The following is a 21,566-nucleotide window of genomic DNA, read 5'->3' as shown; positions in this document are numbered from 1 at the left end:
TGAAATCGAACACCGCGGTATCTCTGGTACACCGCGTGTGCTGGTTTTACGACTGCTGCGCAGCCGAACGGGGATAAATCCCCTCGCCACAGGTCACTCCTGCATTGGTTTGCGGTGTTTTTCTGTCCAGTTATCACGCAGCCCCAATTGGGCGTTTTTTTTGCAGCCTCGGGCGGGCATACTAGGCCGTCCTCTACCCTGGTGCCGCCCGCCCCTATGCTTCGCGTCCTGATCGCCCTTGCTCTGACCTGTCTGCTCCAGCCGGCCTTCGCCGACGAGCGCGCGCAAACCCAACAGCAGTTGGACGCCACGCGTCAGGATATCGCCGAGCTGAAAAAACTCTTGGGCAAGCTGCAGGAAGAAAAGTCCGGCGTGCAGAAAGAGCTCAAGGGCACTGAAACCGAGATGGGCAAGCTGCAGAAGCAGGTCGACGCGCTGCAGAAAGAACTGCAGAAAAGCGAATCCGAGCTACAGCGGCTCGATGCAGAGAAAAAAAAACTCCAGAGCGCGCGCACTGAACAGCAGCGACTGATCGCCATTCAGGCCCGAGCGGCGTACCAGAACGGCCGCCAGGAATACCTCAAGCTGCTGCTCAATCAGCAGAACCCCGAGAAGTTCGCCCGCACCCTCACGTATTACGACTACCTGAGCCAGGCACGCCTGGAGCAGTTGAAGAACTTCAACGAAACCCTGCGCCAGTTGGCCAATGTCGAAAAAGACATCGGCCTGCAGCAAGCGCAGTTGCTGGTGCAGAAAAGCGACCTCGACACGCAGCGCGAAGCACTCGAGAAAGTCCGCAAGGAACGCCAGCAGGTTCTTGCCAGACTCAATGACGACGTCAAGGCCCGCGACCAGAAACTCGCCGCCCGCGAGCAGGATCAGGCAGACCTGTCTAAAGTCCTTAAAACCATTGAAGAAACCCTGGCCCGCCAGGCTCGTGAGGCAGAGGAAGCGCGGCAGAAAGCGCTGATCGCCCAGCAGGAAGCGGAAAAAAAGCGTTTGCGTGAGGCGCAGGCTGATAACAGCGACGCCCCACGAAAACCCGCCAGATCAAGCCCCGGCGCGCTGGTATCGAGCAGCGGCGAAACGTTTGGCGGGCCATTTGCTGCGACCCGGGGAAAACTTCCGTGGCCGGTTGATGGTCGATTACTCGCACGCTTCGGTGAGAGCCGTGGCGACGACGCCCGCACCAAGTGGGATGGCGTGATGATCAGCGCTTCCGCCGGCAGCCAGGTGCACGCCGTACACGGTGGGCGCGTGGTGTTTGCCGATTGGCTGCGCGGTGCCGGTTTGCTGGTGATTCTCGATCACGGCAACGGTTTTCTGAGTCTTTACGGCCACAACCAGACGCTGCTCAAGTCGGCGGGTGATGTGGTCAAGGCTGGCGAGTCGATTTCCACTGTCGGTAACAGTGGCGGTCAGGACACGCCAGCGCTGTATTTCGCAATTCGTCAGCAGGGTCACCCGAGTGATCCGGCGCAATGGTGTCGTGCGCAAGGATAAGCGCACCATCTAATTCAGGAGTTCGTTCGACATGCTGCATTTGTCCCGCCTTACCTCGCTGGCCCTGACGATCGCCCTGGTGATCGGCGCGCCTCTGGCGTTCGCCGCGCAACCGGCCCCGACCGTCGCTCCGGCAGGCACTGCCGCGACCGCCAAGGCGCCGTTGCCGCTGGAAGAGCTGCGCACCTTCGCCGAGGTCATGGACCGGATCAAAGCCGCGTACGTCGAACCTGTGGACGACAAGACCCTGCTGGAAAACGCGATCAAGGGCATGCTCAGCAACCTCGATCCGCATTCGGCCTACCTTGGCCCGGAAGATTTCACCGAGCTGCAGGAAAGCACCAGCGGTGAATTCGGCGGCCTGGGCATCGAAGTCGGCGCCGAGGACGGCTTCATCAAGGTTGTCTCGCCGATCGACGACACCCCGGCGTCGAAGGCCGGCATTCAGGCTGGCGACTTCATCGTCAAGATCAACGGCCAGCCAACCCGCGGCCAGACCATGACCGAAGCCGTCGACAAGATGCGCGGCAAGATCGGCCAGAAAATCACCCTGACCCTGGTTCGCGATGGCGGCACGCCGTTCGATGTGACCCTGGCCCGTGCAGTGATTCAGGTGAAAAGCGTCAAGGCGCAACTGCTGGAATCGGGCTACGGCTACATCCGCATCACCCAGTTCCAGGTCAAGACCGGCGAAGAAGTCTCCAAGGCTCTGGCCAAACTGCGCAAGGACAACGGCAAGAAGCTCAACGGCATCATTCTCGACCTGCGCAACAACCCGGGCGGCGTACTGCAATCGGCAGTGGAAGTGGTCGACCACTTCATCACCAAAGGCCTGATCGTCTACACCAAGGGCCGCATTGCCAACTCCGAATTGCGCTTCTCCGCCACCGGCAAGGACGAAAGCGAAGCGGTGCCGATGGTCGTGCTGATCAACGGCGGCAGCGCCTCGGCTTCGGAAATCGTCGCCGGCGCCCTGCAGGACCAGAAACGTGCCGTGGTCATGGGCACCACCAGTTTCGGCAAGGGCTCGGTGCAGACCGTGCTGCCGCTGAACAACGACCGCGCGCTGAAGATCACCACCGCGCTGTACTTCACGCCGAACGGCCGCTCGATCCAGGCTCAGGGCATCGTGCCGGACATCGAAGTGCGCCGCGCGAAGATCACCAACGAAGCCGACAGCGAATACTTCAAGGAAGCCGATCTGCAAGGTCATTTGGGCAACGGCAACGGCGGCGCCGACAAACCGAGCGGTTCCGGCGGCAAGGCCAAAGCGATGCCGCAGGATGACGATTACCAGCTGGCCCAGGCCCTGAGCCTGCTCAAAGGCCTGAGCATCACCTCCGGCCGCTGAGGATGTTGCTCCGCGCACTCTGCGTCCTTTTGTGCTGTCTGGCGGGTTTTGCCCAAGCAGAGCCCGCCAGCTCCTCGCCGCACAAAGCCTACCTGACATTGATCATCGATGACCTGGGGCAGAACCTGCCCCGGGATCGCCGCGTGCTCGCCCTGCCCGGCCCGGTCACGGCGGCGATCATGCCCGACACCCCCCACGCCACCGAATTTGCCCGCGAAGCCCATCGCGCCGGCAAGATCGTCATCCTGCACATGCCCATGGATCCGGCCACCGGGCCGTACGCCTGGCACCCCGAACTGCCCATCGAAGAGCTGCAGAAACGCCTGAATGCCGCGTTTGAAAAAGTCCCGTTCACCGCCGGCATCAACAATCACATGGGCAGCCGCATGACCGCGCAGCCTGCGGCGATGGCGTGGTTGATGGGCGAATTGCAGCGTCGGCACAAGTTCTTCGTCGACAGCCGCACCAGCGCTCAAACGGTCGCTGCGCAGCAGGCGCAGAAAATCGATCTGGCCAGCGTTTCCAGAGACGTGTTTCTCGATGATGAGCGCACCGAAGCGGCCATTGCCGCTCAGTTGCAGACAGCGATCGCCCTGGCGCACAAACAGGGTTCAGCGGTGATGATCGGCCATCCGTATCCGCAGACCCTGGCGGTGCTGGAGCGCGAATTACCCAAGCTTAAAGCGCAAGGCATCGACTGGATCGATATCCGGCAGATGATCAGCGTGCGCAGCAACCGCGCCATGGCTGGGTATGGCAAGGATGGCGTTTATAGGTAAAACCCTGTGACGCTGGCACATACATAGTTACCACCCGATAACCGTCCCCGTTTCCGATAGTGCGACCTGCAACAGGTCGCGACGCCCTCGCGTCGCTTTCAACTATCAGGAATCATCATGACTATCGAAGACAATATCGCAGCGCTGCCACGGCAAATGGAACCGATCATCCAGGACAGCCTGCTGATCAACTTCACCACGGAATTCAATCGGGTCTGGAGCAGCAACGGCTCGAAAGCGAAACCCGCCACCTTCTGGCGCCCTGCCCCCGCTCCGGATGCACTGCCGGGCTATTTCCCGCTGGGCGATATGCTGATCCCCGGCGATGCCAATATCAACGGCGAAGTAGTCGCGGCCGTGGTCTGCGAGAGGGATTTGAAAGGAGTCGAAAACGCCAGAGGCAAGGCACTGGCGCGTCCGATCGATTTTGAACTGGTCTGGAAAGAAACCGGGGCGCCCAATGTTGCGCGCCTGTCGATCTGGCGCCCTTTGGCACCTGTCGGTTACGTCGCCTTGGGACAAGTCTGCACCACCGATCATTGCAAACCTTCGCTCAACTCAGTGCGTTGCGTCAGGGTCGACCTCGTCGTCGCGGCGAACCTCGGCGAGTTGATCTGGAATGACAAAGGTAGCGGCGCCAAAATGAGTTTCAGTGCCTACACCATCGAACCGCCGACTGCGGCAGCAGGCGAAATCCTGTTTGCAGCGGGCACATTCGCCGGCATTCAGGGCTACAGCAAGCCTGCGGCACCTTCATCGGCGTACGCGTTGCGCATGCAGATCCCTGTGCAACTGAGCGAACCACCGCAGGTTCCGGTTCTCGGTGGCTATGCCAAGCCAGCCGAAAGCGAACCCGCCACAGTCACACATGTTGCCCGCCTGCCCTGGTTCGCGGTGCGAGACCATGCGCATCCCGGTGAGCAGTTTCGCAACTCACCTTACTACGCACTCAAAAGGACCGACCAATACGTGCTCATCGGTTATGAGCGCAATGAGGCAGACACATACCGCGCGAGAAAATGGACTGCGCCGCGCGCGCAGAGCGCCGTGACGATGCGGATGTTCCATAGTTTCACCGCGATGGAAATTGTAAAAGCCTGGCCATCCGCGCCTCTGAGCGACATCCGCATGACCAGATTCTCGGCTTGCCTGCCGAAGGCCCTGACCCACACTGAAGCGTCTTCCAACGGCTGGCACGAGCTGCGACCGCAGATCGTGATTGCCATGGTGCCAAAACAATCAGCCGTAGCGGTCTATCAGATGCAAAGCCATTACGAACTGGTGAGGGAAGACGGTACTCAAGTGGCGGTCGATTTCGGCTATACCGACGACTCCAGCGTTCTGCTGACGCAATACCCGCCGCAATCCATCGAGTCAGTCAGTTCGTGCCCATCGCTGACGTCGGATATCCCCGCTGAGACAGGCACCGACAGCACCAGCGTAGAAGCGCTGCCATCGCCTGATCTGGATGTGGTCACAGATAGCGCGCCATGATTTCATCGACCACGCCTTCCTTGCGCAACTGATCCAGCGCGGTCTGCAACCTGGCGACGACGTCATCGGAAACATCCTTGTTCAGCGCCAGGTACAACTCGGCGCTGTTGAAGCGCAGCACGGTCTTCAGACCGGTCACGCCATCCTGCCGTGCCAGATAACGACCGGCAGGATCACCCGTGGCCCACAGATCGATCTGGCCATTGAGCAGCTTTTTAGCGTTGTCCTGATCGCGCAGCACCACCACCGGTTTGAGGCCTTGCTTGGTGAGTGTCTCGGCAATCGCATCCCCCTTGTAGGCGCCGATCTTGTATTTGCGCGCGTCATTGAGGGTGTCGAGGGTGATCTTGCTGTCAGCCTTGGCCAGCAGAATCCAGTCATCCGGGCCGATCGGGCCGACCCATTTGAACAGTCTTTCGCGATCGGGCAGGCGCGCCATGACGAAGGCCCCATAACCGGGATTTTCCAGGGCGAGCTTGTAGACACGTTCCCAGGGGAAACGCAGGGTCAGGCTGTAGGTGAGGCCGGCGCGCTGGAACATCTCGCGAACGATGTCCGTGGCAATGCCGTTGATGTTGTCGCCCTGGGCGAAATTCTTGCCATTCTTCGCCATGTTGTACGGCGGGAAATTTTCGGTGAGCAGCACCAGATCGGTGTCGGGACTGGTTTCGGCCCGGGCATTGCTGATGAACAACAACGAGGCGCTGGCGAGAACAACAAGCAGGCGTTTGATCATGTCGGGCTACCGGAATCCATGGCGTGCCCAAGAGTGCCTTGGGCGCGCCATGCTGTCCACTGGCCTGTACGCTTTAGCGCATGACGATGCCGCGATGCGACATGTAGGCCTTGGCTTCCTGCACGGTGTATTCGCCGAAGTGGAAAATACTTGCCGCCAGCACCGCACTGGCATGGCCTTCGAGAATGCCGTCGGCCAGATGCTGCAAATTGCCGACGCCACCGGAAGCGATCACCGGAATGCCCAGCGCGTCGCTGATGGCGCGGGTCACGCCGAGGTCGAAGCCGTTTTTCATGCCGTCCTGATCCATGCTGGTCAGGAGGATTTCGCCAGCACCGAGGCCTTCCATTTTCTTCGCCCACTCGACCGCGTCGAGGCCGGTCGGCTTGCGCCCGCCGTGGGTGAAGATTTCCCAGCGCGGGGTTTCGCCGGGGCCGGAGACTTTCTTGGCGTCGATGGCGACGACGATGCACTGCGAGCCGAAATGCTGCGCGGCTTCGCCAACGAACTCGGGGTTGAACACGGCGGCGGTGTTGATCGACACCTTGTCCGCGCCGGCATTGAGCAGGTTGCGGATGTCCTGCACGGTACGCACGCCACCGCCGACGGTCAGCGGAATGAACACCTGACTGGCCATGCGCTCGACGGTATGCAGCGTGGTTTCACGGCCATCGACGCTGGCGGTGATGTCGAGAAAGGTAATCTCGTCGGCACCCTGCTCGTCGTAGCGACGGGCGATTTCCACCGGGTCACCGGCGTCGCGGATGTTCTCGAACTTCACACCTTTGACGACCCGGCCGTTGTCCACGTCCAGGCAAGGGATGATGCGTTTGGCTAACGCCATGGGCTTAATCTCCGATTAAGAGTTGCAAGCTTCAAGCTACTAGCTGCAGGAAAGAGCCGATCGCGGTCGAGTTTCTAACTTGCAGCTTGCAGCTTACAACTTGGAGCTGGCCGCGTAGCCATCACAAAAAGCTTGAGCCTCTGCAACATCCAAAGTGCCCTCATAGATCGCGCGGCCCGTGATCGCGCCGATGATGCCCGGTGCCTTGGCGTCGAGCAGCGACTTGATGTCACCCAGGTTATGGATGCCGCCGGAAGCGATCACCGGAATCCTGGTGGCAGCGGCCAGCGCAGCGGTGAACGGTACGTTGCAGCCCTGCATCATGCCGTCTTTGGCAATGTCGGTATAAACGATCGAGGACACGCCGTCGGCTTCGAACTGCTTGGCCAGGTCAATGACCTGCACGGTGCTGATCTCAGCCCAGCCGTCGGTGGCGACGAAACCGTCTTTCGCATCCAGACCGACAATGATCTTGCCCGGAAACGCACGGCAGGCTTCAGCAACGAACGCCGGATCTTTTACGGCTTTGGTGCCGATGATCACGTAGCTGACGCCGGCCTTGACGTAATGCTCAATGGTTTCCAGCGAACGGATGCCGCCACCGATCTGGATCGGCAGGGTCGGGTAGCGCTTGGCGATCGCGGTGACCACTTCGCCGTTGACCGGCTGGCCTTCGAACGCGCCGTTGAGGTCGACCAGATGCAGACGGCGGCAACCGCCCTCCACCCACTTGGCAGCCATGCTCACCGGGTCATCGGAGAACACCGTGGAATCTTCCATGCGGCCCTGGCGCAGACGTACGCAGGCACCGTCTTTGAGATCGATAGCGGGAATAATCAGCATGCTTTTTCCTTCGTCAAAAGAGCTGCAAGCTGCAAGCCACAAGCTGCAAGCATGCGTGTGTTCGTTTCACTCTTGCAGCTTGAAGCTTGTAGCTTTCAGCTGCTTTTTTCGAGCGCCCACAGGTCGCTTTCGATGCTTTCAAACCGTTCCTTGAGGTGGGTCTGCACATCGAAAATCGCCCTGTTGTAGTAGTGCGGAGCAATCTCGCGGGTAAACAGCTCAAGAATTTCTGCCGCTTCGAACGAACCCAGGTCCAGTTCGAAACGATCCTCCATGAACCGCTTGATCTTGTGATTGGCCTCGTTCTCCTGTTCGGGAGTGAGGGTCAGAATCGGCGGTCTGGATTTCTTGACAGCCATTTACCAGCGACCGTCCCACGCAGCGAAGTTCTGCAGCAGTTGCAGGCCGTGGGTATGGCTTTTCTCCGGGTGGAACTGCACGGCGAAACGCGAACCGTCGGCCAGCGCTGCGGCGAAATCGACACCGTAATGACCGCTGCCTACCACCTGCCGCGCATTGGCGGCGGCGATGTAGTAGCTGTGCACGAAGTAGAAACGCGCCAGATCCGGGATGTCATGCCACAACGGGTGACTGATGTTCTGCTTCACCTCGTTCCAGCCCATGTGCGGGACCTTCAGGTGCTCGCCGTCTTCGTGCAGATCCTTGCCGAAGAATTTCACCGCGCCCGGAAACAGGCCGATGCAGTCGACGCCGGCGTTCTCTTCGCTGGTATCGAGCAGGGCTTGCATGCCGACACAGATTCCGAGGAACGGCCGATCCTGGCTGACCTCACGGACCAGCGAGTCGAAGCCGAGGCGACGGATCTCCGCCATGCAATCGCGAATCGCGCCAACGCCCGGGAATACCACACGGTCGGCTTCGCGAATCACGTTCGCATCGCTGGTAATCAGCACCTTGCCAGCGCCGACGTGCTCAAGAGCCTTGGCCACCGAGTGCAGATTGCCCATGCCGTAGTCGATAACTGCAACCGTCTGCATTACAGAACGCCTTTGGTCGACGGCATTTGCCCGGCCATGCGCTCGTCCAGCTCGACGGCCATGCGCAGTGCGCGGCCGAAAGCCTTGAACACGGTTTCGATCTGGTGGTGGGTGTTGGTGCCGCGCAGGTTGTCGATGTGCACGCTGACCAGCGCGTGGTTGACGAAGCCCTGGAAAAACTCCTGGAACAGGTCAACGTCGAAACCGCCGACGGTAGCGCGGGTGTACGGCACGTGCATCTGCAGGCCCGGGCGACCGGAGAAATCGATCACCACGCGCGACAGCGCTTCATCGAGCGGCACGTAGGCATGGCCGTAGCGACGGATGCCTTTTTTGTCGCCGATGGCTTTGGCAAACGCCTGGCCGAGGGTGATACCGACGTCTTCCACCGTATGGTGGTCGTCGATATGCAGATCGCCCTTGCATTCGATATCCAGGTCGATCAACCCGTGACGGGCGATCTGATCCAGCATGTGCTCAAGAAAAGGTACACCGATATCGAATCGGGCCTTTCCGGTGCCATCAAGGTTGATCGAGGCTTTGATCTGGGTTTCCAGAGTGTCGCGCTCGACAGACGCCTTACGTTCGGCCATCACCAGCTCCGCAAAATCATTGGGCGAAAAAGGCAGCCATTATAGGCACGCAGGAGGCAAACAGAAACACGAGAGGTGAGATGCCTGACGGATAGAACGCCCGGCTGTCGCGGGTAGACATGTCCATACAAGCCAGTACAGGCATGCCATAAAAGAATGTGGGAGCGAGCCTGCTCGCGAATGCGGCACGCCAGCCAACATTGATGTCGACTGGTGCTCCGTCTTCGCGAGCAGGCTCGCTCCCACAGGGTCGGTGTTTATTCAGCTAACACCTTAGTGAAACAGTACCGCCGTCTTCTGCAGGGTCACCCACACACCCCACGCCAACGGAATACCCACCACCAGCCATGCCGCGATCGCCAGAGGCTTGGTGCCCGGCGCCGCTTTCCACTCCAGAACGGTGCTGGCATCGGCACCCTTGTCGTGGCCCAGCGCCTGTTCGGCGGCCAGTTCGGCGTCGGTCATGAAGTACTTGTCGGCCACCGGGCGCACCATCAGATTGCACAGGAAGCCCAGCACCAGCAGGCCGGCGAGGATGTACAGGGTGATGTCGTAAGCCGCAGCGCGTTCCACGCCGATGCTCAGCTGATACTCACGCAGGTAGTTCACCAATACCGGACCCAGCACGCCAGCCGCAGCCCAAGCCGTCAGCAGACGACCATGGATCGCACCAACCATCTGCGTACCGAACAGGTCGGCCAGATACGCCGGCACCGTCGCAAAACCGCCGCCGTACATCGACAGAATGATGCAGAACGCCGCCACGAACAGTGCAACGTTGCCCAGATGGCCCATGTTCGGAATCAGCGCGTACAGAGCAAAACCCAGGGCGAAGAACACGAAGTAGGTGTTTTTGCGGCCCAGGTAGTCGGAGAACGAGGCCCAGAAGAAGCGGCCACCGATGTTGAACAGGCTCAGCAGACCAGTGAAGCCCGCTGCGATCGCCGCGATCGAGGCCAGTTGGCCAGCGTCGAGTTGACCGAACGGCACATCGACGCCCAGCAGTTTGCCGCCGAACACTTCCTGCAACAGTGGCGAAGCCATGCCGAGGATACCGATACCCGCCGACACGTTCAGGCACAGCACCAGCCAGACCAGACGGAATTGCGGGGTTTTCCACGCTACGTTCACGTGGACGTGACGGTTGGTGATCATGGCGTTGGAAGCTTTCTTCGCCGGAGCGGTCCAGCCTTCAGGTTTCCAGCCGGTTGGCGGCACGCGGTAGGACAATGCGCCACCGATCATGAACACGAAGTAAATGGCCGCCATGGCCACGAAGCTCTGCCATACGCCCACGCCTTCTGGCGATGCGAAGTGGCTCATCAGTGCAGTCGCCAGTGGTGCACCGACCATCGCGCCGCCACCGAAGCCCATGATCGCCATGCCGGTCGCCATGCCGCGCTTGTCCGGGAACCACTTGATCAGGGTCGACACCGGCGAGATATAGCCCAGGCCCAGACCGATACCTCCGATCACGCCGGAGCCGATCCACATCAGCCAGATCTGGTGGGTATAAATACCCAGCGCGGAAATCAGCAGACCGCCGCACCAGCACAAGGCCGAGACCACGCCCGCTTTACGAGGCCCGGCGTGTTCCAGCCAGCCACCCCAGATCGCTGCAGAGCAGCCGAGGAAGATGAAGAACAGCGTGTAGATCCAGCCGAGCATGGAGATCGGCCAATCGCAGTTCGACGAAAATACCTGTGCGATGAAGCTCATGTCCGGCGCGCAAGCCACCGGCGCGGTAACGCCGAGTGCCTTGGACAGCGGCAACCAGAACACCGAGAAGCCGTAGGCCATGCCGATGCACAGGTGAATGGCCAAAGCGGCCGGTGGAACCAGCCAGCGGTTGAAACCGGGCTTGGCGATGATGCGTTCCTTGGACAGGAACGCAGGCTGGTCGGCTCTGAGGCCGTCCGCCGTGATGCTCGTGCTCATTATGTATCCCCCAATTGTTAGTATGGTTCGCCAGCCACTGCTCACCCTCGGCCTTATGCACGCAGGCATGACCGTTTTTTTAGGTGAAGCTCCTTGAAGGCGCGACGTTTAGTCGCAGACGGGCGGACGAACTGGCGAAGGTTACCATTCTCAGGTGACAGAAAAACCAAACTGATATCACCTTTTTTCAAGTCATCTGTTCTCGTACGACTGGGGAAGCCGCCAACCCCGCGTCTGCAAAGGCACCACGCCGTTTGCTACTTGTCCCATTTATGCGTGCGAAAAGTTACCCGTCGCCTTGGCGTGACTGAACGACGGGTGAACCAAGCGCAAAAAATGGCGTCGCAAGCGGGGGCCGGATTGCACCCTCTGACGCCCGCCGGGCATCCTCAAGCGCAGGCCCGGTGGCGAAGTTGCAGGTGCCGCCGCCGACCCTCGGCAGATGACGCCACACCGAACCGGGTGCCGGCAGCGCTATACTCCCCGGCCATATGACCAATTCGACTAACTACAAGGACTCGCCCATGAAAGCGTTCGGCAAAATCCTGGGTCTGGTACTTCTCGGGCTGTTGCTGATCATTGTGGCGGCAGGCTTTGCCCTGACCCACCTCTTCGATCCCAACGACTATAAAGACGAGATTCGCCAGATTGCCCGCGACAAGGCCCACATCGAGCTGACGCTCAATGGCGATATCGGCTGGAGCCTGTTCCCGTGGCTCGGCCTGGAATTGCACGAAGCCAGCGTCGCCACCCTGGCCAAACCTGCCGAACCGTTTGCCGACTTGCAGATGCTCGGCCTGTCCGTGCGCGTGCTGCCGTTGTTGCGCCGCGAAGTGCAGATGAGCGACGTGCGCGTCGAAGGCCTCAACCTGCGCCTGAACCGCGACAAAAACGGCCACGGCAATTGGGAAGACATCGGCAAGGTGCCTGTGGCGCCAGGCTCGACGCCACCCGCCACAGCGGGCGCGACCGCCAGCGAGCCGACCGTCGCCGTGGAAAAACCGGCGCAACCGATCCGCCTCGACATCGACAGCCTGACCGTCAACAACGCCCGCGTTGAATACACCGATGAGCTGACCGGCAAGCAGTTCAGCGCCGAAAGCATTCAACTGAGCACCGGCCCGGTACACGATTCGACCAATATCCCGGTGAAAGCCACCGCGTTCCTTGGCACCAACCAACCGGTGCTGCGCGTGCGCACCGAGCTCAACGGCGAGCTGCGCTTCGAGCGCGCCTTGCAGCGCTACAAGTTCGAAGACCTGAAGCTGACCGGCGAACTCGCTGGCGATCCGCTGCAAGGCAAAACCATGACCTTCTCTGCTCAGGGCCAGTTATTGCTGGACAAGGCAGCGAACGTCGCCGAATGGACCGGCATCAAAATTTCCGCCAACCAGCTGCGCGCCCTGGGCGAGCTGAAAGCCAACGACCTCGACAAGACGCCACAGATCAGCGGCGGCATTTCCATTGCCCAGTTCGATCTGGCGAAATTCGTCGACAGCATCGGCCAGACACTGCCGGCGATGGGCGAAGGCAGCCTGAGCAAGGTCGAACTGGTCAGCCGCGTTGCTGCCACTCCGACCAGTCTGTCGTTCGACAACATCAACCTGAAACTCGATGACAGCAGCTTCAGCGGCCGCATCGCCATCGAGGACTTCGCCAAACAGTCGCTGCGCGCGATTCTCAAGGCCGACACGTTCAACGTCGACCGCTACCTGCCACCGAAATCGGCTCAGGCTAACAACGCCACGCAAACCCGTCAGGCCGAAGTCGCCAGCACCGAGGCCGGCGCCGTCGCGGGTACCACGCCGCTGCCGGACAAACCGAGCACAACCGCCTGGAGCACCGAGCGTCTGCTGCCGGTCGAACGCCTGGCCAAACTCGACGTGGACGCCGATCTGACTTTCGGCCAACTGACCCTCGACAAACTGCCGATCCAGAACGCCGCGCTCAAAGCCACCGGCCAGGGCGGCCTGCTGACGCTGACTAACCTGAGCGGTGATCTGTACAACGGCGGCTTCGTCGCCAACGGCACACTCGACGTGCGCCCAAGCGCGCCGGTGCTCAACCTGCAGACCCGGCTCAACCGCGTGCCGGCGGAAAAAATCATCGAAAGCCAAGGCAAGAATCCGCCGGTCAAAGGTCTGGTAACGCTGACCAGCAGCCTCACCGGCAGCGGCAACAGCCAGCAGGCGCTGATCGACACGCTCAACGGCAACGCCAGTTTCGTCATCAACAACGGCGTGCTGCTCAACGCCAATCTTGAACAGCAATTGTGCAAAGGCATCGCCACCCTCAATCGCAAATCCCTCAGCGGCGAGCCACGTGGCAAGGACACACCATTCGAGGAGCTCAAGGGCAACCTGACTGTACGTAACGGCGTCGCCAGCAACCCCGACCTGAAAGTGCGCATCCCCGGCATGACCGTCAACGGTGACGGCGACATCGACCTGCGCGTTTTGGGTATGGATTACCGCGTCGGCATCATCGTCGAGGGCGACACCAGCGCCATGCCCGACCCGGCCTGTCAGGTAGGCGAGAAATTCGTCGGCATCGAGTGGCCACTGCGCTGCCGTGGCCCGCTGGAACTGGGCGCCAAGGCCTGCCGCGTCGACAATGACCGTCTCGGTCAGGTCGCCAGCAAGATGGCTGGCAACAAGCTCAGCGAGAAAATCAACGAAAAACTGGGCGATAAAGTCAGCCCGGAATTGAAAGACGCGTTGAAGGGGCTGTTCAAGCGATGACAGCAGAGCAATTTTCCACGGCGGTGCTGGAGTGGTTCGACCGCCATGGCCGCCACGATTTGCCGTGGCAGCAGGACATCAATCCATATCGGGTCTGGGTGTCCGAGATCATGTTGCAGCAGACTCAGGTCAGCACCGTGCTCAACTATTTCGAGCGTTTCATGGCGGCGCTGCCAACAGTCGAAGCGCTGGCCGCAGCGCCGGAAGACGAGGTGCTGCACCTGTGGACCGGGCTGGGTTACTACACTCGCGCACGCAACCTGCAGAAGACCGCGAAGATCGTCGTCAGCCAGTACGCTGGCGAATTCCCGCGCGACGTGGAAAAACTCACCGAGCTGCCGGGCATCGGCCTGTCCACCGCCGGGGCGATCGCCAGCATCAGCATGGGCCTGCGCGCGCCGATCCTCGATGGCAACGTCAAACGCGTGCTGGCACGCTTCACCGCGCAAGAGGGCTACCCCGGCGAACCGAAGGTGGCCAAACAACTCTGGGCCAACGCCGAGCGCTTCACCCCGCACGATCGGGTCAACGCCTACACCCAGGCGATGATGGATCTTGGCGCCACACTCTGCACGCGCAGCAAGCCGAGCTGTCTGCTGTGCCCGCTCAAGCGTGGCTGTGAAGCGCACATGCTTGGCCTGGAAACCCGTTATCCGATTCCCAAGCCGCGCAAGGCCATCCCGCAGAAACGCACGCTGATGCCAATGCTGGCCAACGGCGAAGGTGCGATTCTGCTTTATCGCCGCCCGTCGACGGGACTGTGGGGCGGTTTGTGGAGCCTGCCGGAACTGGACGACCTGGAAGATCTGCAACATCTGGCCGATCAGCACTCGCTGACCATGGGCCAGCAGCAGGCGCTGCCGAGCCTGGTTCACACCTTCAGCCATTTCCAGTTGTCCATCGAACCGTGGCTGGTTCAGGTACAGGAAGCCAGCCATCACGTGGCCGAGGCCGACTGGCTCTGGTATAACCTCGCCACCCCGCCGCGCCTGGGCCTTGCTGCCCCGGTCAAGACCTTGCTTGAGCGCGCGGCCGCCGTCTTGAATGCAGGAGAATCGCCATGACCCGCACCGTAATGTGCCGCAAGTACAAAGAAGAACTGCCCGCGCTGGAACGCGCCCCATTCCCGGGTGCCAAGGGCCAGGACATTTTCGACCACGTCTCGGCCAAGGCCTGGGCCGACTGGCAGAAACACCAGACCCTGCTGATCAACGAAAAGCGCCTGAACATGATGAACGCCGAAGATCGCAAATACCTGCAGGGCGAAATGGACAAGTACTTCTCCGGCGAGGAATACGCCAAGGCCGAAGGCTACGTGCCGCCAGCCGAATAACCGGTATATTTCGTAAGCGACGGAATTAATTTAAGAAATTTTCAAAAAGTCGTTGACGTAAATCCGAAAAACCCTTTTAATGCGCCCCGTTGCCCAGATAGCTCAGTCGGTAGAGCAGGGGATTGAAAATCCCCGTGTCGGCGGTTCGATTCCGTCTCTGGGCACCAAATACCGAAAACCCTGAATCGCAAGATTCAGGGTTTTTTTATGCCTGCGATTTGATTCCCCTCCCCTCGTCCCCTTCGATACACCCGGATTCCAGCTGTACTGGAAAAAACCCGAAATCTGTATCTCTCCGCGCAGATGGCGTTTCGCCAATACTTCACGCAAGCCTTGGCGAGCCAATGACTGGCTCTACTTTGCGCCCCGCAACACTCTGGACTCCTGTAGCCCTCAGAGCGCAAAACCCTGATTTTTTGAATCGATCGGCGTCGCCCGCAAGGTCACTTCCTGTCCAGCAAAAAAATCTGAACCCAACCCACAGGCGAACTGCAGTTATTGCTTTTCAAACATTCCAGGATGAATGCTGGCGCCCCCGTGCGCCCGGCAAAAGAGCGAAACGGACGACGTATGATCAAGCAACTCATCAATGAAGACAGTTATGTGCAGATCGGCGATCTTTGCAGCGCAACGATCCAGCTGAAAATCGAAGGACTGAATCCCGCCGGCTCCATCAAGCTGAAGACCGCGCACGCGCTGATCACTGATCTTGAGGTCCGCGGACTGATCAACCACAAGACCCGCCTTATCGAATCCTCATCGGGCAATCTCGGCGTTGCGCTGGCCATGGTCTGCGCTGCCAAGGGTTACCAGTTCGTTTGCGTGATCGACCCGAATATTTCCGCGCCGAACCGCAAGCTGATTCACGCCCTTGGCGCGCAAATGCTCATGGTCGATCAGCGTGACGAGAACGGCGGTTACCTGAATTCGCGGATTCGCCTGATCGAACAACTGGTCGCTGACAATGCCGACTACATCTGGCTCAACCAGTACAAGAATCCGACCAACCCCCTCGCCCACTATCAAGCGACTGCCAGGTCCATCGCGCGCAAGTTTCCCCAGGTGGATTACCTGTTCGTCGGCGCGGGTACCACCGGCACGCTGATGGGCTGCAAGAACTACTTCGCCGAACATCATCCGCAGACCAAAGTCATTGCCGTCGATACCGTCGGCTCGGTGACATTCGGCCTGCCGGGCGGTACGCGCCATATCCCGGGGCTCGGCACCAGCCGCCTTCCGGAGATATTCGAGTCGTCGGGCATTCACGACTTCCTGTCGATTCCCGAGGAACAGACGATCAAGGTCTGCCGTTGGCTGGCGCAACGCTACGGCCTGCTCTTCGGCGGCTCCACCGGCACTGTGCTCGCCGGCATCCGCCAGTGGGCGCCGCATATCCGGCCCGACGATGTCGTGGTGGCGATCTCCCCCGACATGGGTGAGCGCTATCTCGAAACCATCTATTCCGACGACTGGGTCACCCAGCGGATCGGCGCAACCGCACTGCAGCCCCTCTTCCCTGAAATCGCTCTGGCACTCTCGGCGTAATCCTCATGACCACACAGAATCCGATCCAGCCGTTCCACGTCATCCCCGGCGCTGTCGTCAAAGACATCCTCAACGGGCTGCGGCATGCAACCATCGACATGGTGGCGCAGACCTACCTGACCCACGAGCGTGGCGAAACCGTTAACCCCGACAGTTATTTCCTGCGTTTCCCTGCGCAACCGGCGAACCGGATCATTGCGCTGCCGGCGGCCATCGTCGACAGCGAGGGCGATCAATCCGTCTCCGGAATCAAGTGGATTGCCAGTTATCCCGACAACATCAAGTCGGGCATTCCGCGCGCATCTGCGGTGCTGATTCTCAACGATCCCGAGACCGGTTACCCCTACGCGCTGCTTGAAGGTGCGCTGATCAGTGCCGTGCGCACGGCAGCGTCGGCAGTCCTGGGTGCCTGGTGGCTGAATGGCCAGAACCGCCGCGCGGCGACACTTTCGATCATTGGTGGCGGGGTAATCTCAAGAAATATCCTCGAGACTTTCGTCGCCGACGACTGGTCCTTCGACAGCGTGGGCATTCACGATCTCAACGCGGAATCGGCGCAAGCACTCGCGGAATTCGGTGAACAACTGGGCCTGCCGGATGTACGCCTGCTGTCGCTCGAAGAAGCGCTGACTGCCGACATCGTGGTGTTCGCCACCAGCGCGGGCGAGCCGTACGTAAAAGGCCAGGGCACGTTCCGCCCGGGGCAGATTGTTCTGAACATCTCGCTGCGGGATATCGGCGCCGAAATCATCGAGGAAAGTTACAACTACTTCGACGACATCACCCATTGCCTGAAGGCCAATACCTCACCGCATCTGGCCGAGCAGCAATACGGCCATCGCGACTTTGTCACCGGCACAGTGGCGCAGCTGATTCGCGGTGACCTGCATGTCGCCCAGGACAAACCGCTGATCTATTCGCCATTCGGCATGGGCATTCTCGATCTCGCGATTGGCCGGATGATCCACGACATTGCGGTGGCGGCCGGTACGGCAATTGTCATCCCGTCATTTTTTGGCGAGGAGCGCAGATGGTGAAGGCGCCTGTGCACATCGGCCTGATCGGCTGCGGTTCGCGCGGATTGTCGGTATTCGAGCGCCTGTTGAGCCGCGCCGAGGAACGCCCGCAACAACCGGTGTTCATCGACATCTTCGAGCCCAACGTGCTCGGCAGCGGCGCGCACTGGCCCGATCAACCGGACTACCTGTTGCTCAACACCGTCGCCGGTCAGCTCGGGGTATTTCCCGACGCAGCAGCGTTCGGTGATCTGACCGACGCCCGGGAACGGCCAGGGCCGGACTTTCTCGCGTGGTGCCGAGCACAGCGCGTCAAGGTTGACCCCGACAGCGGCCTGCTCGCCGGCGGCGGTCGCGACGTCGAGCCGGAGGATTTTCTGCCACGGCACCTGCTCGGCGCCTATCTGGCCGACGCCTTCACGCGGATCCTCGCGACCGCACCCGCCTGGGTAACGGTCAATCTGCATCGGCATCAGGTCACGGCGGTCGAGCGCCGCGAGAATCAGCAATACCTTCTGCTAACCGCCGACGGCGCTGCGGTGACGGTGGATCGTCTGGTGCTGACCGTTGGCCACACCGGGCGCTTGCGCCTGGCGGGGCAGAACCGGGTCGACAACGTTTACCCGCTGCCGGGCAGCCTCACCACCGTTGAGCCCGGCGAAACGGTGTTGATCGAAGGGTTGGGCCTGGGCGCCATGGACACCCTGGCGGCGCTGACGGCTGGCAGAGGCGGAATCTACAAACCCATGGCCGATGGCAGTCACACTTACCAGCCTTCGGGTCAGGAGCCGGTGATCTTCATCCAGTCGCGGGACGGGCTGCCGTTTCGCACGCGTCCCAATGGCTTGATCGGCTGCCCCCGCCATAGCGCCGTGCTGCTCACGAGCGAGCGCATCGAGTCGTTGCGGGTCAACGCGCACAACCGCCGACTGGATTTCGAACGGGACATTCTGCCGCTGATGCTGCTGGAGATGCGTGCCGCTGGGGTCGCCGTCCTGCATAAACCCTCAGCGCCACAACAGCTGCTTGAGCAGCTCAGAACGGTCAGCGTTGCCGGCCCAGCAGGTGTTGTCGCCTGCGAAGCTTTGCTGCGCGAGTTCGAAGCGATTGCCGGGGCAATCAATCCGCTGGAGCTGATCTGCCACGCACTGCCCGACAGCGTCACGCCTTACAACTATCACGCATGGATTTACGACACCCTCGAAGCCGACTTGCATGAAGCACGCCTGGGACGCGGCGCATCGCCGATCAAAGCCGCCATTGAAGTCTGGCGCGACTTGCGTGACCGGCTGCGTGAGGCGGTGGATTTCGACGGGCTCACCGAAGACTCGCATCGGCAGTTCTATGGCCGCTGGCACAAGGCGATCAACCGTCTGGTCGCCGGCCCGCAGAAGGAGCGCCACGCCGATCTGCTCGCGCTGTGTGATGCCGGTTTGCTGACCTTTCTCAAGCCCGGCTCACGCCCGGCTATCGAACACTTCAAGCGGGTCGCCGGCTACGTCCAGAGCAGCGGCGTCACCCACAGCGACTGCGCACCTGTGCGCGACCTCGCGCGCCTGGGCCTTGTGCGTCCACGCACCGATGTGCCGGGCATCGACGGCATCGATGTCGACGCGGCGTGCAACCCAAGGTCGAACAGCGGCGAAGCGGTGCATGACATCTGGGTGCTGGGCCCGCTCGCTGAAGGCTCCTGTTATTACAACCACTACGTCACCTCGGCGGGCGCACCTTCGCGGCTGTTCATGGACGCCCATCGAGTCGCCACCGCCATCCTTGAGACAGGAACTCGCGCATGAAACTCTACTATCAGACGCATTCGCCGTACGCCCGCAAGGTGTTGGTGCTGGCTCACGAACTCGGCATGGCGTCGAGCCTGGAGGTGATTCATCACGAAACCAGTCCGACTTCGCCAAACGCGACCATCTACCAGGCCAATCCGCTGGGCAAAGTGCCGGTGCTGATGCTGCCCGACGACAGCGCACTGTTCGATTCCATCGTGATTTGCGAATACCTCGATGACCTGAGCAACGGCCGTAAATTCATCCCGACAAGCGGCCCCGAGCGCTACAAGGCGCTGCGCCTGCAGGCATTGGCGCAGGGCATGTGCGATGTCGGCATCAAGCTGCGCTGGGAAGTCGAGCGGCGCCCCGAAGCCCTGCGCTATCCGGCGTACGCGGACGGCCAGGCCTACAAACTCAAGGAGGCGTATCGCTTCATCGAAGAGCACGTCGACCTCAATGGCCCGATCACCGTCGGCCACATCGCCTTGGCGACGGCCCTGGACTGGATCGCTTTCCGTCAACTCTCGGACTTCTCGGCGCAGGCTCGCCTGAGCGAGTGGTATCAGACGTTCTGCCAGCGCGCGTCCATGCGGGCGACCGAGTACAGCGGACAGACGCACGATTAAGCCAAGGAAACCGCTATGAGCTCTCTCTTGTTGCAAATGTCACCGATCGCGCTGGTGATCGCGCTGATCCTGATCGTCCGGCGTCCGCCGGTACAGGCGGCGTTGGCCGGTGTGGTGCTGGTGTTGGTGCTGTGGGCACTGGGCGCTGCCGGGCCGGTGTCGGCGGCGATCTCCTCGGCGATATTTCAGGACACCACGATCCTGTTTCTCAGCACCGCGTGCGTCATCGTCCCGGGGCTGGCCTTCGTCATTCTGGTCGAGCGCGGCGGCGCGCCACAGGCCATCGGCGCGTGGGTCAAGGAACTCGGCTGGACACCGCCGGCGCAGGTGATTTTCATCGTGCTGGGACTGGCGCCGCTGCTGGAAGCGATGACCGGCTTCGGCGTTTCGCTGATCGCCACGGTGCCGCTGCTGATGGGGCTTTTCACTCGCCAGTCGGGGATGAAAATCGCTCTCGCCGGCATGGTGATCATGCCGTGGGGCACGCTGGGTCTGGCAACGGTGATCGGTGCCTTGCTGGCGCATTTGCCGGCGCAAACCCTCGGTAGCCATTCGGCGCTGATCAGCGCGCCGGTGTTCCTCTGCCTGGCGTCGCTGGCCTTGTGGCAGGCCGGCATCCGCAGGATCACAGCGTGGCTGGGGCTGCTTGTCGTGACGGCCCTGTTCGTTGCCGTGCTGTTTGGCGTCAACCTGTGGCTCGGCCCGGAAGTTTCCGGTGTGCTGGCCGGGCTGGCCGTGGCTTGCGTCGGCCTGGGCATCTCCTGGGCGCAACGGAAAAAACTGGTGCGCTGGCCGAGCGCGGCATGGCCTTATCTGGCCTTGCTGGGAGTGATTGTGGCGTCGCGCGGACTGTTCGTGCTGTCGGGTTGGGATGGCCTGTGGGTTGTCAGGGGCGAACACGTTTCATGGAAGCCGCTGGCGTCTCCAGGGCTGGCGCTGCTGATCGTGACCGTGCTGATGGCGTTCAGGCAAACCGCGGGAGCGGGTTTCCCGTGGCAAGCGCTGTTGAACCGGGCGAAGTTTCCGGTCACGACAATCTTCCTGTTCCTGTTGCTGTCCCAGGTGATGGTCAACGCCGGATTCCTTGTCGAGGCGCAAAGCGCGTTGCAATCCATGTCGGGTATTTCGCTGGCGCCGACGATCGCTCTGCTGGCGGGGATTGCCGGTTATGTCACCGGCTCCAACGTCGGCGGCAACACGCTGGTGATGCCGTCCATTGCCGCGCTGAGCAGCGAACACGGGGCGTGGCTGGCGGCAATGGTCAACAGCGCCGCCGGCCATGGCGCACTTGGCTCGCTGTCGATTCTGTCGTTGATCACCGGACTTGCCGGGGCCAACCGCCAGGAAGAAAACAGCCTGATCCGCTTCGCCTTCGGTCTGGTGGCGCTGAACATCGTCATAGTTGCTGCAACGGGGATCGTTTTGCTCTACTTTCTGTGAATTGT

19 protein-coding genes, 1 tRNA gene and 1 pseudogene are annotated in these 21,566 nt (G+C 61.1%); 14 read left to right on the top strand and 7 right to left on the bottom strand.

Annotation, left to right across the window (positions count from 1 at the left end):
• Positions 1-216: 216 nt before the first annotated feature.
• The 4 genes from OK411_RS02745 (at position 217) to OK411_RS02730 (ending at position 5,127) form a co-directional block, all read left to right on the top strand.
• Entirely contained in the window at positions 217-1,503 is a 1,287-nt protein-coding gene (locus OK411_RS02745) for a murein hydrolase activator EnvC family protein (protein ID WP_016772118.1), read from the top strand.
• A gap of 31 nt (positions 1,504-1,534) precedes the next feature.
• Positions 1,535-2,854, top strand: a complete 1,320-nt coding sequence (locus OK411_RS02740) for a S41 family peptidase (RefSeq protein ID WP_039756590.1) — start codon at positions 1,535-1,537, stop codon at positions 2,852-2,854.
• A gap of 2 nt (positions 2,855-2,856) precedes the next feature.
• Positions 2,857-3,633, top strand: coding sequence for a divergent polysaccharide deacetylase family protein (locus OK411_RS02735; RefSeq protein WP_264364380.1), 777 nt, complete (start codon positions 2,857-2,859; stop codon positions 3,631-3,633).
• A 117-nt stretch (positions 3,634-3,750) separates the two neighbouring features.
• On the top strand, positions 3,751-5,127 hold the full coding sequence (locus tag OK411_RS02730; protein WP_264364379.1) for a Vps62-related protein: 1,377 nt from the start codon (positions 3,751-3,753) through the stop codon (positions 5,125-5,127).
• Here the strand turns inward: OK411_RS02730 and OK411_RS02725 are convergent.
• The 7 genes from OK411_RS02725 to OK411_RS02695 all read right to left on the bottom strand — a co-directional run bounded on the left by OK411_RS02725 (position 5,108) and on the right by OK411_RS02695 (position 11,079).
• On the bottom strand, positions 5,108-5,863 hold the full coding sequence (locus tag OK411_RS02725; RefSeq protein WP_123444045.1) for a substrate-binding periplasmic protein: 756 nt from the start codon (positions 5,861-5,863) through the stop codon (positions 5,108-5,110). The genes OK411_RS02730 and OK411_RS02725 overlap by 20 nt on opposite strands.
• Before the next feature lie 73 nt (positions 5,864-5,936).
• The gene (gene hisF / locus OK411_RS02720) at positions 5,937-6,707 is read right to left on the bottom strand and encodes an imidazole glycerol phosphate synthase subunit HisF (protein WP_264364378.1); all 771 of its coding nucleotides are present in this window, start codon (positions 6,705-6,707) and stop codon (positions 5,937-5,939) included.
• A gap of 93 nt (positions 6,708-6,800) precedes the next feature.
• Complete coding sequence (gene hisA / locus OK411_RS02715) at positions 6,801-7,550, bottom strand: 1-(5-phosphoribosyl)-5-[(5-phosphoribosylamino)methylideneamino]imidazole-4-carboxamide isomerase (RefSeq protein WP_076565146.1); 750 nt, start codon at positions 7,548-7,550, stop codon at positions 6,801-6,803.
• A 95-nt stretch (positions 7,551-7,645) separates the two neighbouring features.
• A complete protein-coding gene (locus OK411_RS02710) occupies positions 7,646-7,909 on the bottom strand; it encodes a DUF2164 domain-containing protein (protein WP_264364377.1) in 264 nt (87 codons plus the stop codon).
• Positions 7,910-8,548, bottom strand: a complete 639-nt coding sequence (gene hisH, locus OK411_RS02705) for an imidazole glycerol phosphate synthase subunit HisH (protein ID WP_016772124.1) — start codon at positions 8,546-8,548, stop codon at positions 7,910-7,912.
• Complete coding sequence (hisB, locus tag OK411_RS02700; RefSeq protein ID WP_016772125.1) at positions 8,548-9,141, bottom strand: imidazoleglycerol-phosphate dehydratase HisB; 594 nt, start codon at positions 9,139-9,141, stop codon at positions 8,548-8,550. Before hisB ends, hisH begins: the two co-directional genes overlap by 1 nt.
• Positions 9,142-9,414: 273 nt before the next feature.
• Complete coding sequence (locus OK411_RS02695; protein ID WP_024011221.1) at positions 9,415-11,079, bottom strand: OFA family MFS transporter; 1,665 nt, start codon at positions 11,077-11,079, stop codon at positions 9,415-9,417.
• A gap of 228 nt (positions 11,080-11,307) precedes the next feature.
• On the opposite strand from OK411_RS02695, the pseudogene OK411_RS02690 reads away from it, so the two are divergent.
• The 10 genes and pseudogenes from OK411_RS02690 to OK411_RS02645 form a co-directional block, all read left to right on the top strand.
• Positions 11,308-11,525, top strand: a pseudogene (locus OK411_RS02690) (acetyl-CoA sensor PanZ family protein); the annotation flags it as partial.
• 78 nt (positions 11,526-11,603) lie between these two features.
• Entirely contained in the window at positions 11,604-13,820 is a 2,217-nt protein-coding gene (locus tag OK411_RS02685) for an AsmA family protein (RefSeq protein WP_264364376.1), read from the top strand.
• A complete protein-coding gene (gene mutY, locus OK411_RS02680; RefSeq protein WP_039756580.1) occupies positions 13,817-14,884 on the top strand; it encodes an A/G-specific adenine glycosylase in 1,068 nt (355 codons plus the stop codon). Before OK411_RS02685 ends, mutY begins: the two co-directional genes overlap by 4 nt.
• On the top strand, positions 14,881-15,153 hold the full coding sequence (locus OK411_RS02675; RefSeq protein WP_016772129.1) for an oxidative damage protection protein: 273 nt from the start codon (positions 14,881-14,883) through the stop codon (positions 15,151-15,153). The genes mutY and OK411_RS02675 overlap by 4 nt, the downstream gene beginning before the upstream one ends.
• A 91-nt stretch (positions 15,154-15,244) precedes the next feature.
• Positions 15,245-15,320 (top strand) — tRNA-Phe (locus tag OK411_RS02670).
• Between the two features lie 403 nt (positions 15,321-15,723).
• Positions 15,724-16,698, top strand: a complete 975-nt coding sequence (gene sbnA, locus OK411_RS02665; RefSeq protein WP_160768518.1) for a 2,3-diaminopropionate biosynthesis protein SbnA — start codon at positions 15,724-15,726, stop codon at positions 16,696-16,698.
• A gap of 5 nt (positions 16,699-16,703) precedes the next feature.
• Positions 16,704-17,735 carry a 2,3-diaminopropionate biosynthesis protein SbnB gene (gene sbnB / locus OK411_RS02660; protein WP_264364375.1) on the top strand — a complete coding sequence of 344 codons (1,032 nt, stop codon included), beginning with the start codon at positions 16,704-16,706 and terminating at the stop codon, positions 17,733-17,735.
• The gene (locus tag OK411_RS02655; protein ID WP_264364374.1) at positions 17,729-19,510 is read left to right on the top strand and encodes an FAD/NAD(P)-binding protein; all 1,782 of its coding nucleotides are present in this window, start codon (positions 17,729-17,731) and stop codon (positions 19,508-19,510) included. The genes sbnB and OK411_RS02655 overlap by 7 nt, the downstream gene beginning before the upstream one ends.
• On the top strand, positions 19,507-20,121 hold the full coding sequence (locus OK411_RS02650) for a glutathione S-transferase family protein (protein WP_264364373.1): 615 nt from the start codon (positions 19,507-19,509) through the stop codon (positions 20,119-20,121). Before OK411_RS02655 ends, OK411_RS02650 begins: the two co-directional genes overlap by 4 nt.
• A 15-nt stretch (positions 20,122-20,136) precedes the next feature.
• Entirely contained in the window at positions 20,137-21,561 is a 1,425-nt protein-coding gene (locus OK411_RS02645; RefSeq protein WP_264364372.1) for an L-lactate permease, read from the top strand.
• Positions 21,562-21,566 lie beyond the last annotated feature (5 nt).

The sequence above is a fragment of the Pseudomonas sp. RG1 genome, assembly GCF_025910115.1.
Lineage (GTDB): Bacteria > Pseudomonadota > Gammaproteobacteria > Pseudomonadales > Pseudomonadaceae > Aquipseudomonas > Aquipseudomonas atacamensis.
The sequence above is the reverse complement of the archived record's forward strand: the minus strand, read 5'-3'. Positions and strand labels throughout refer to the sequence as shown.

Bases quoted from the DNA above. Each gene is read 5' to 3' on its own strand.
- OK411_RS02745 (WP_016772118.1), top strand. From the start codon at position 217: ATGCTTCGCGTCCTGATCGCCCTTGCTCTGACCTGTCTGCTCCAGCCG.
- OK411_RS02740 (WP_039756590.1), top strand. From the start codon at position 1,535: ATGCTGCATTTGTCCCGCCTTACCTCGCTGGCCCTGACGATCGCCCTG.
- OK411_RS02735 (WP_264364380.1), top strand. From the start codon at position 2,857: ATGTTGCTCCGCGCACTCTGCGTCCTTTTGTGCTGTCTGGCGGGTTTT.
- OK411_RS02730 (WP_264364379.1), top strand. From the start codon at position 3,751: ATGACTATCGAAGACAATATCGCAGCGCTGCCACGGCAAATGGAACCG.
- OK411_RS02725 (WP_123444045.1), bottom strand. From the start codon at position 5,863: ATGATCAAACGCCTGCTTGTTGTTCTCGCCAGCGCCTCGTTGTTGTTC.
- hisF (WP_264364378.1), bottom strand. From the start codon at position 6,707: ATGGCGTTAGCCAAACGCATCATCCCTTGCCTGGACGTGGACAACGGC.
- hisA (WP_076565146.1), bottom strand. From the start codon at position 7,550: ATGCTGATTATTCCCGCTATCGATCTCAAAGACGGTGCCTGCGTACGT.
- OK411_RS02710 (WP_264364377.1), bottom strand. From the start codon at position 7,909: ATGGCTGTCAAGAAATCCAGACCGCCGATTCTGACCCTCACTCCCGAA.
- hisH (WP_016772124.1), bottom strand. From the start codon at position 8,548: ATGCAGACGGTTGCAGTTATCGACTACGGCATGGGCAATCTGCACTCG.
- hisB (WP_016772125.1), bottom strand. From the start codon at position 9,141: ATGGCCGAACGTAAGGCGTCTGTCGAGCGCGACACTCTGGAAACCCAG.
- OK411_RS02695 (WP_024011221.1), bottom strand. From the start codon at position 11,079: ATGAGCACGAGCATCACGGCGGACGGCCTCAGAGCCGACCAGCCTGCG.
- OK411_RS02685 (WP_264364376.1), top strand. From the start codon at position 11,604: ATGAAAGCGTTCGGCAAAATCCTGGGTCTGGTACTTCTCGGGCTGTTG.
- mutY (WP_039756580.1), top strand. From the start codon at position 13,817: ATGACAGCAGAGCAATTTTCCACGGCGGTGCTGGAGTGGTTCGACCGC.
- OK411_RS02675 (WP_016772129.1), top strand. From the start codon at position 14,881: ATGACCCGCACCGTAATGTGCCGCAAGTACAAAGAAGAACTGCCCGCG.
- sbnA (WP_160768518.1), top strand. From the start codon at position 15,724: ATGATCAAGCAACTCATCAATGAAGACAGTTATGTGCAGATCGGCGAT.
- sbnB (WP_264364375.1), top strand. From the start codon at position 16,704: ATGACCACACAGAATCCGATCCAGCCGTTCCACGTCATCCCCGGCGCT.
- OK411_RS02655 (WP_264364374.1), top strand. From the start codon at position 17,729: ATGGTGAAGGCGCCTGTGCACATCGGCCTGATCGGCTGCGGTTCGCGC.
- OK411_RS02650 (WP_264364373.1), top strand. From the start codon at position 19,507: ATGAAACTCTACTATCAGACGCATTCGCCGTACGCCCGCAAGGTGTTG.
- OK411_RS02645 (WP_264364372.1), top strand. From the start codon at position 20,137: ATGAGCTCTCTCTTGTTGCAAATGTCACCGATCGCGCTGGTGATCGCG.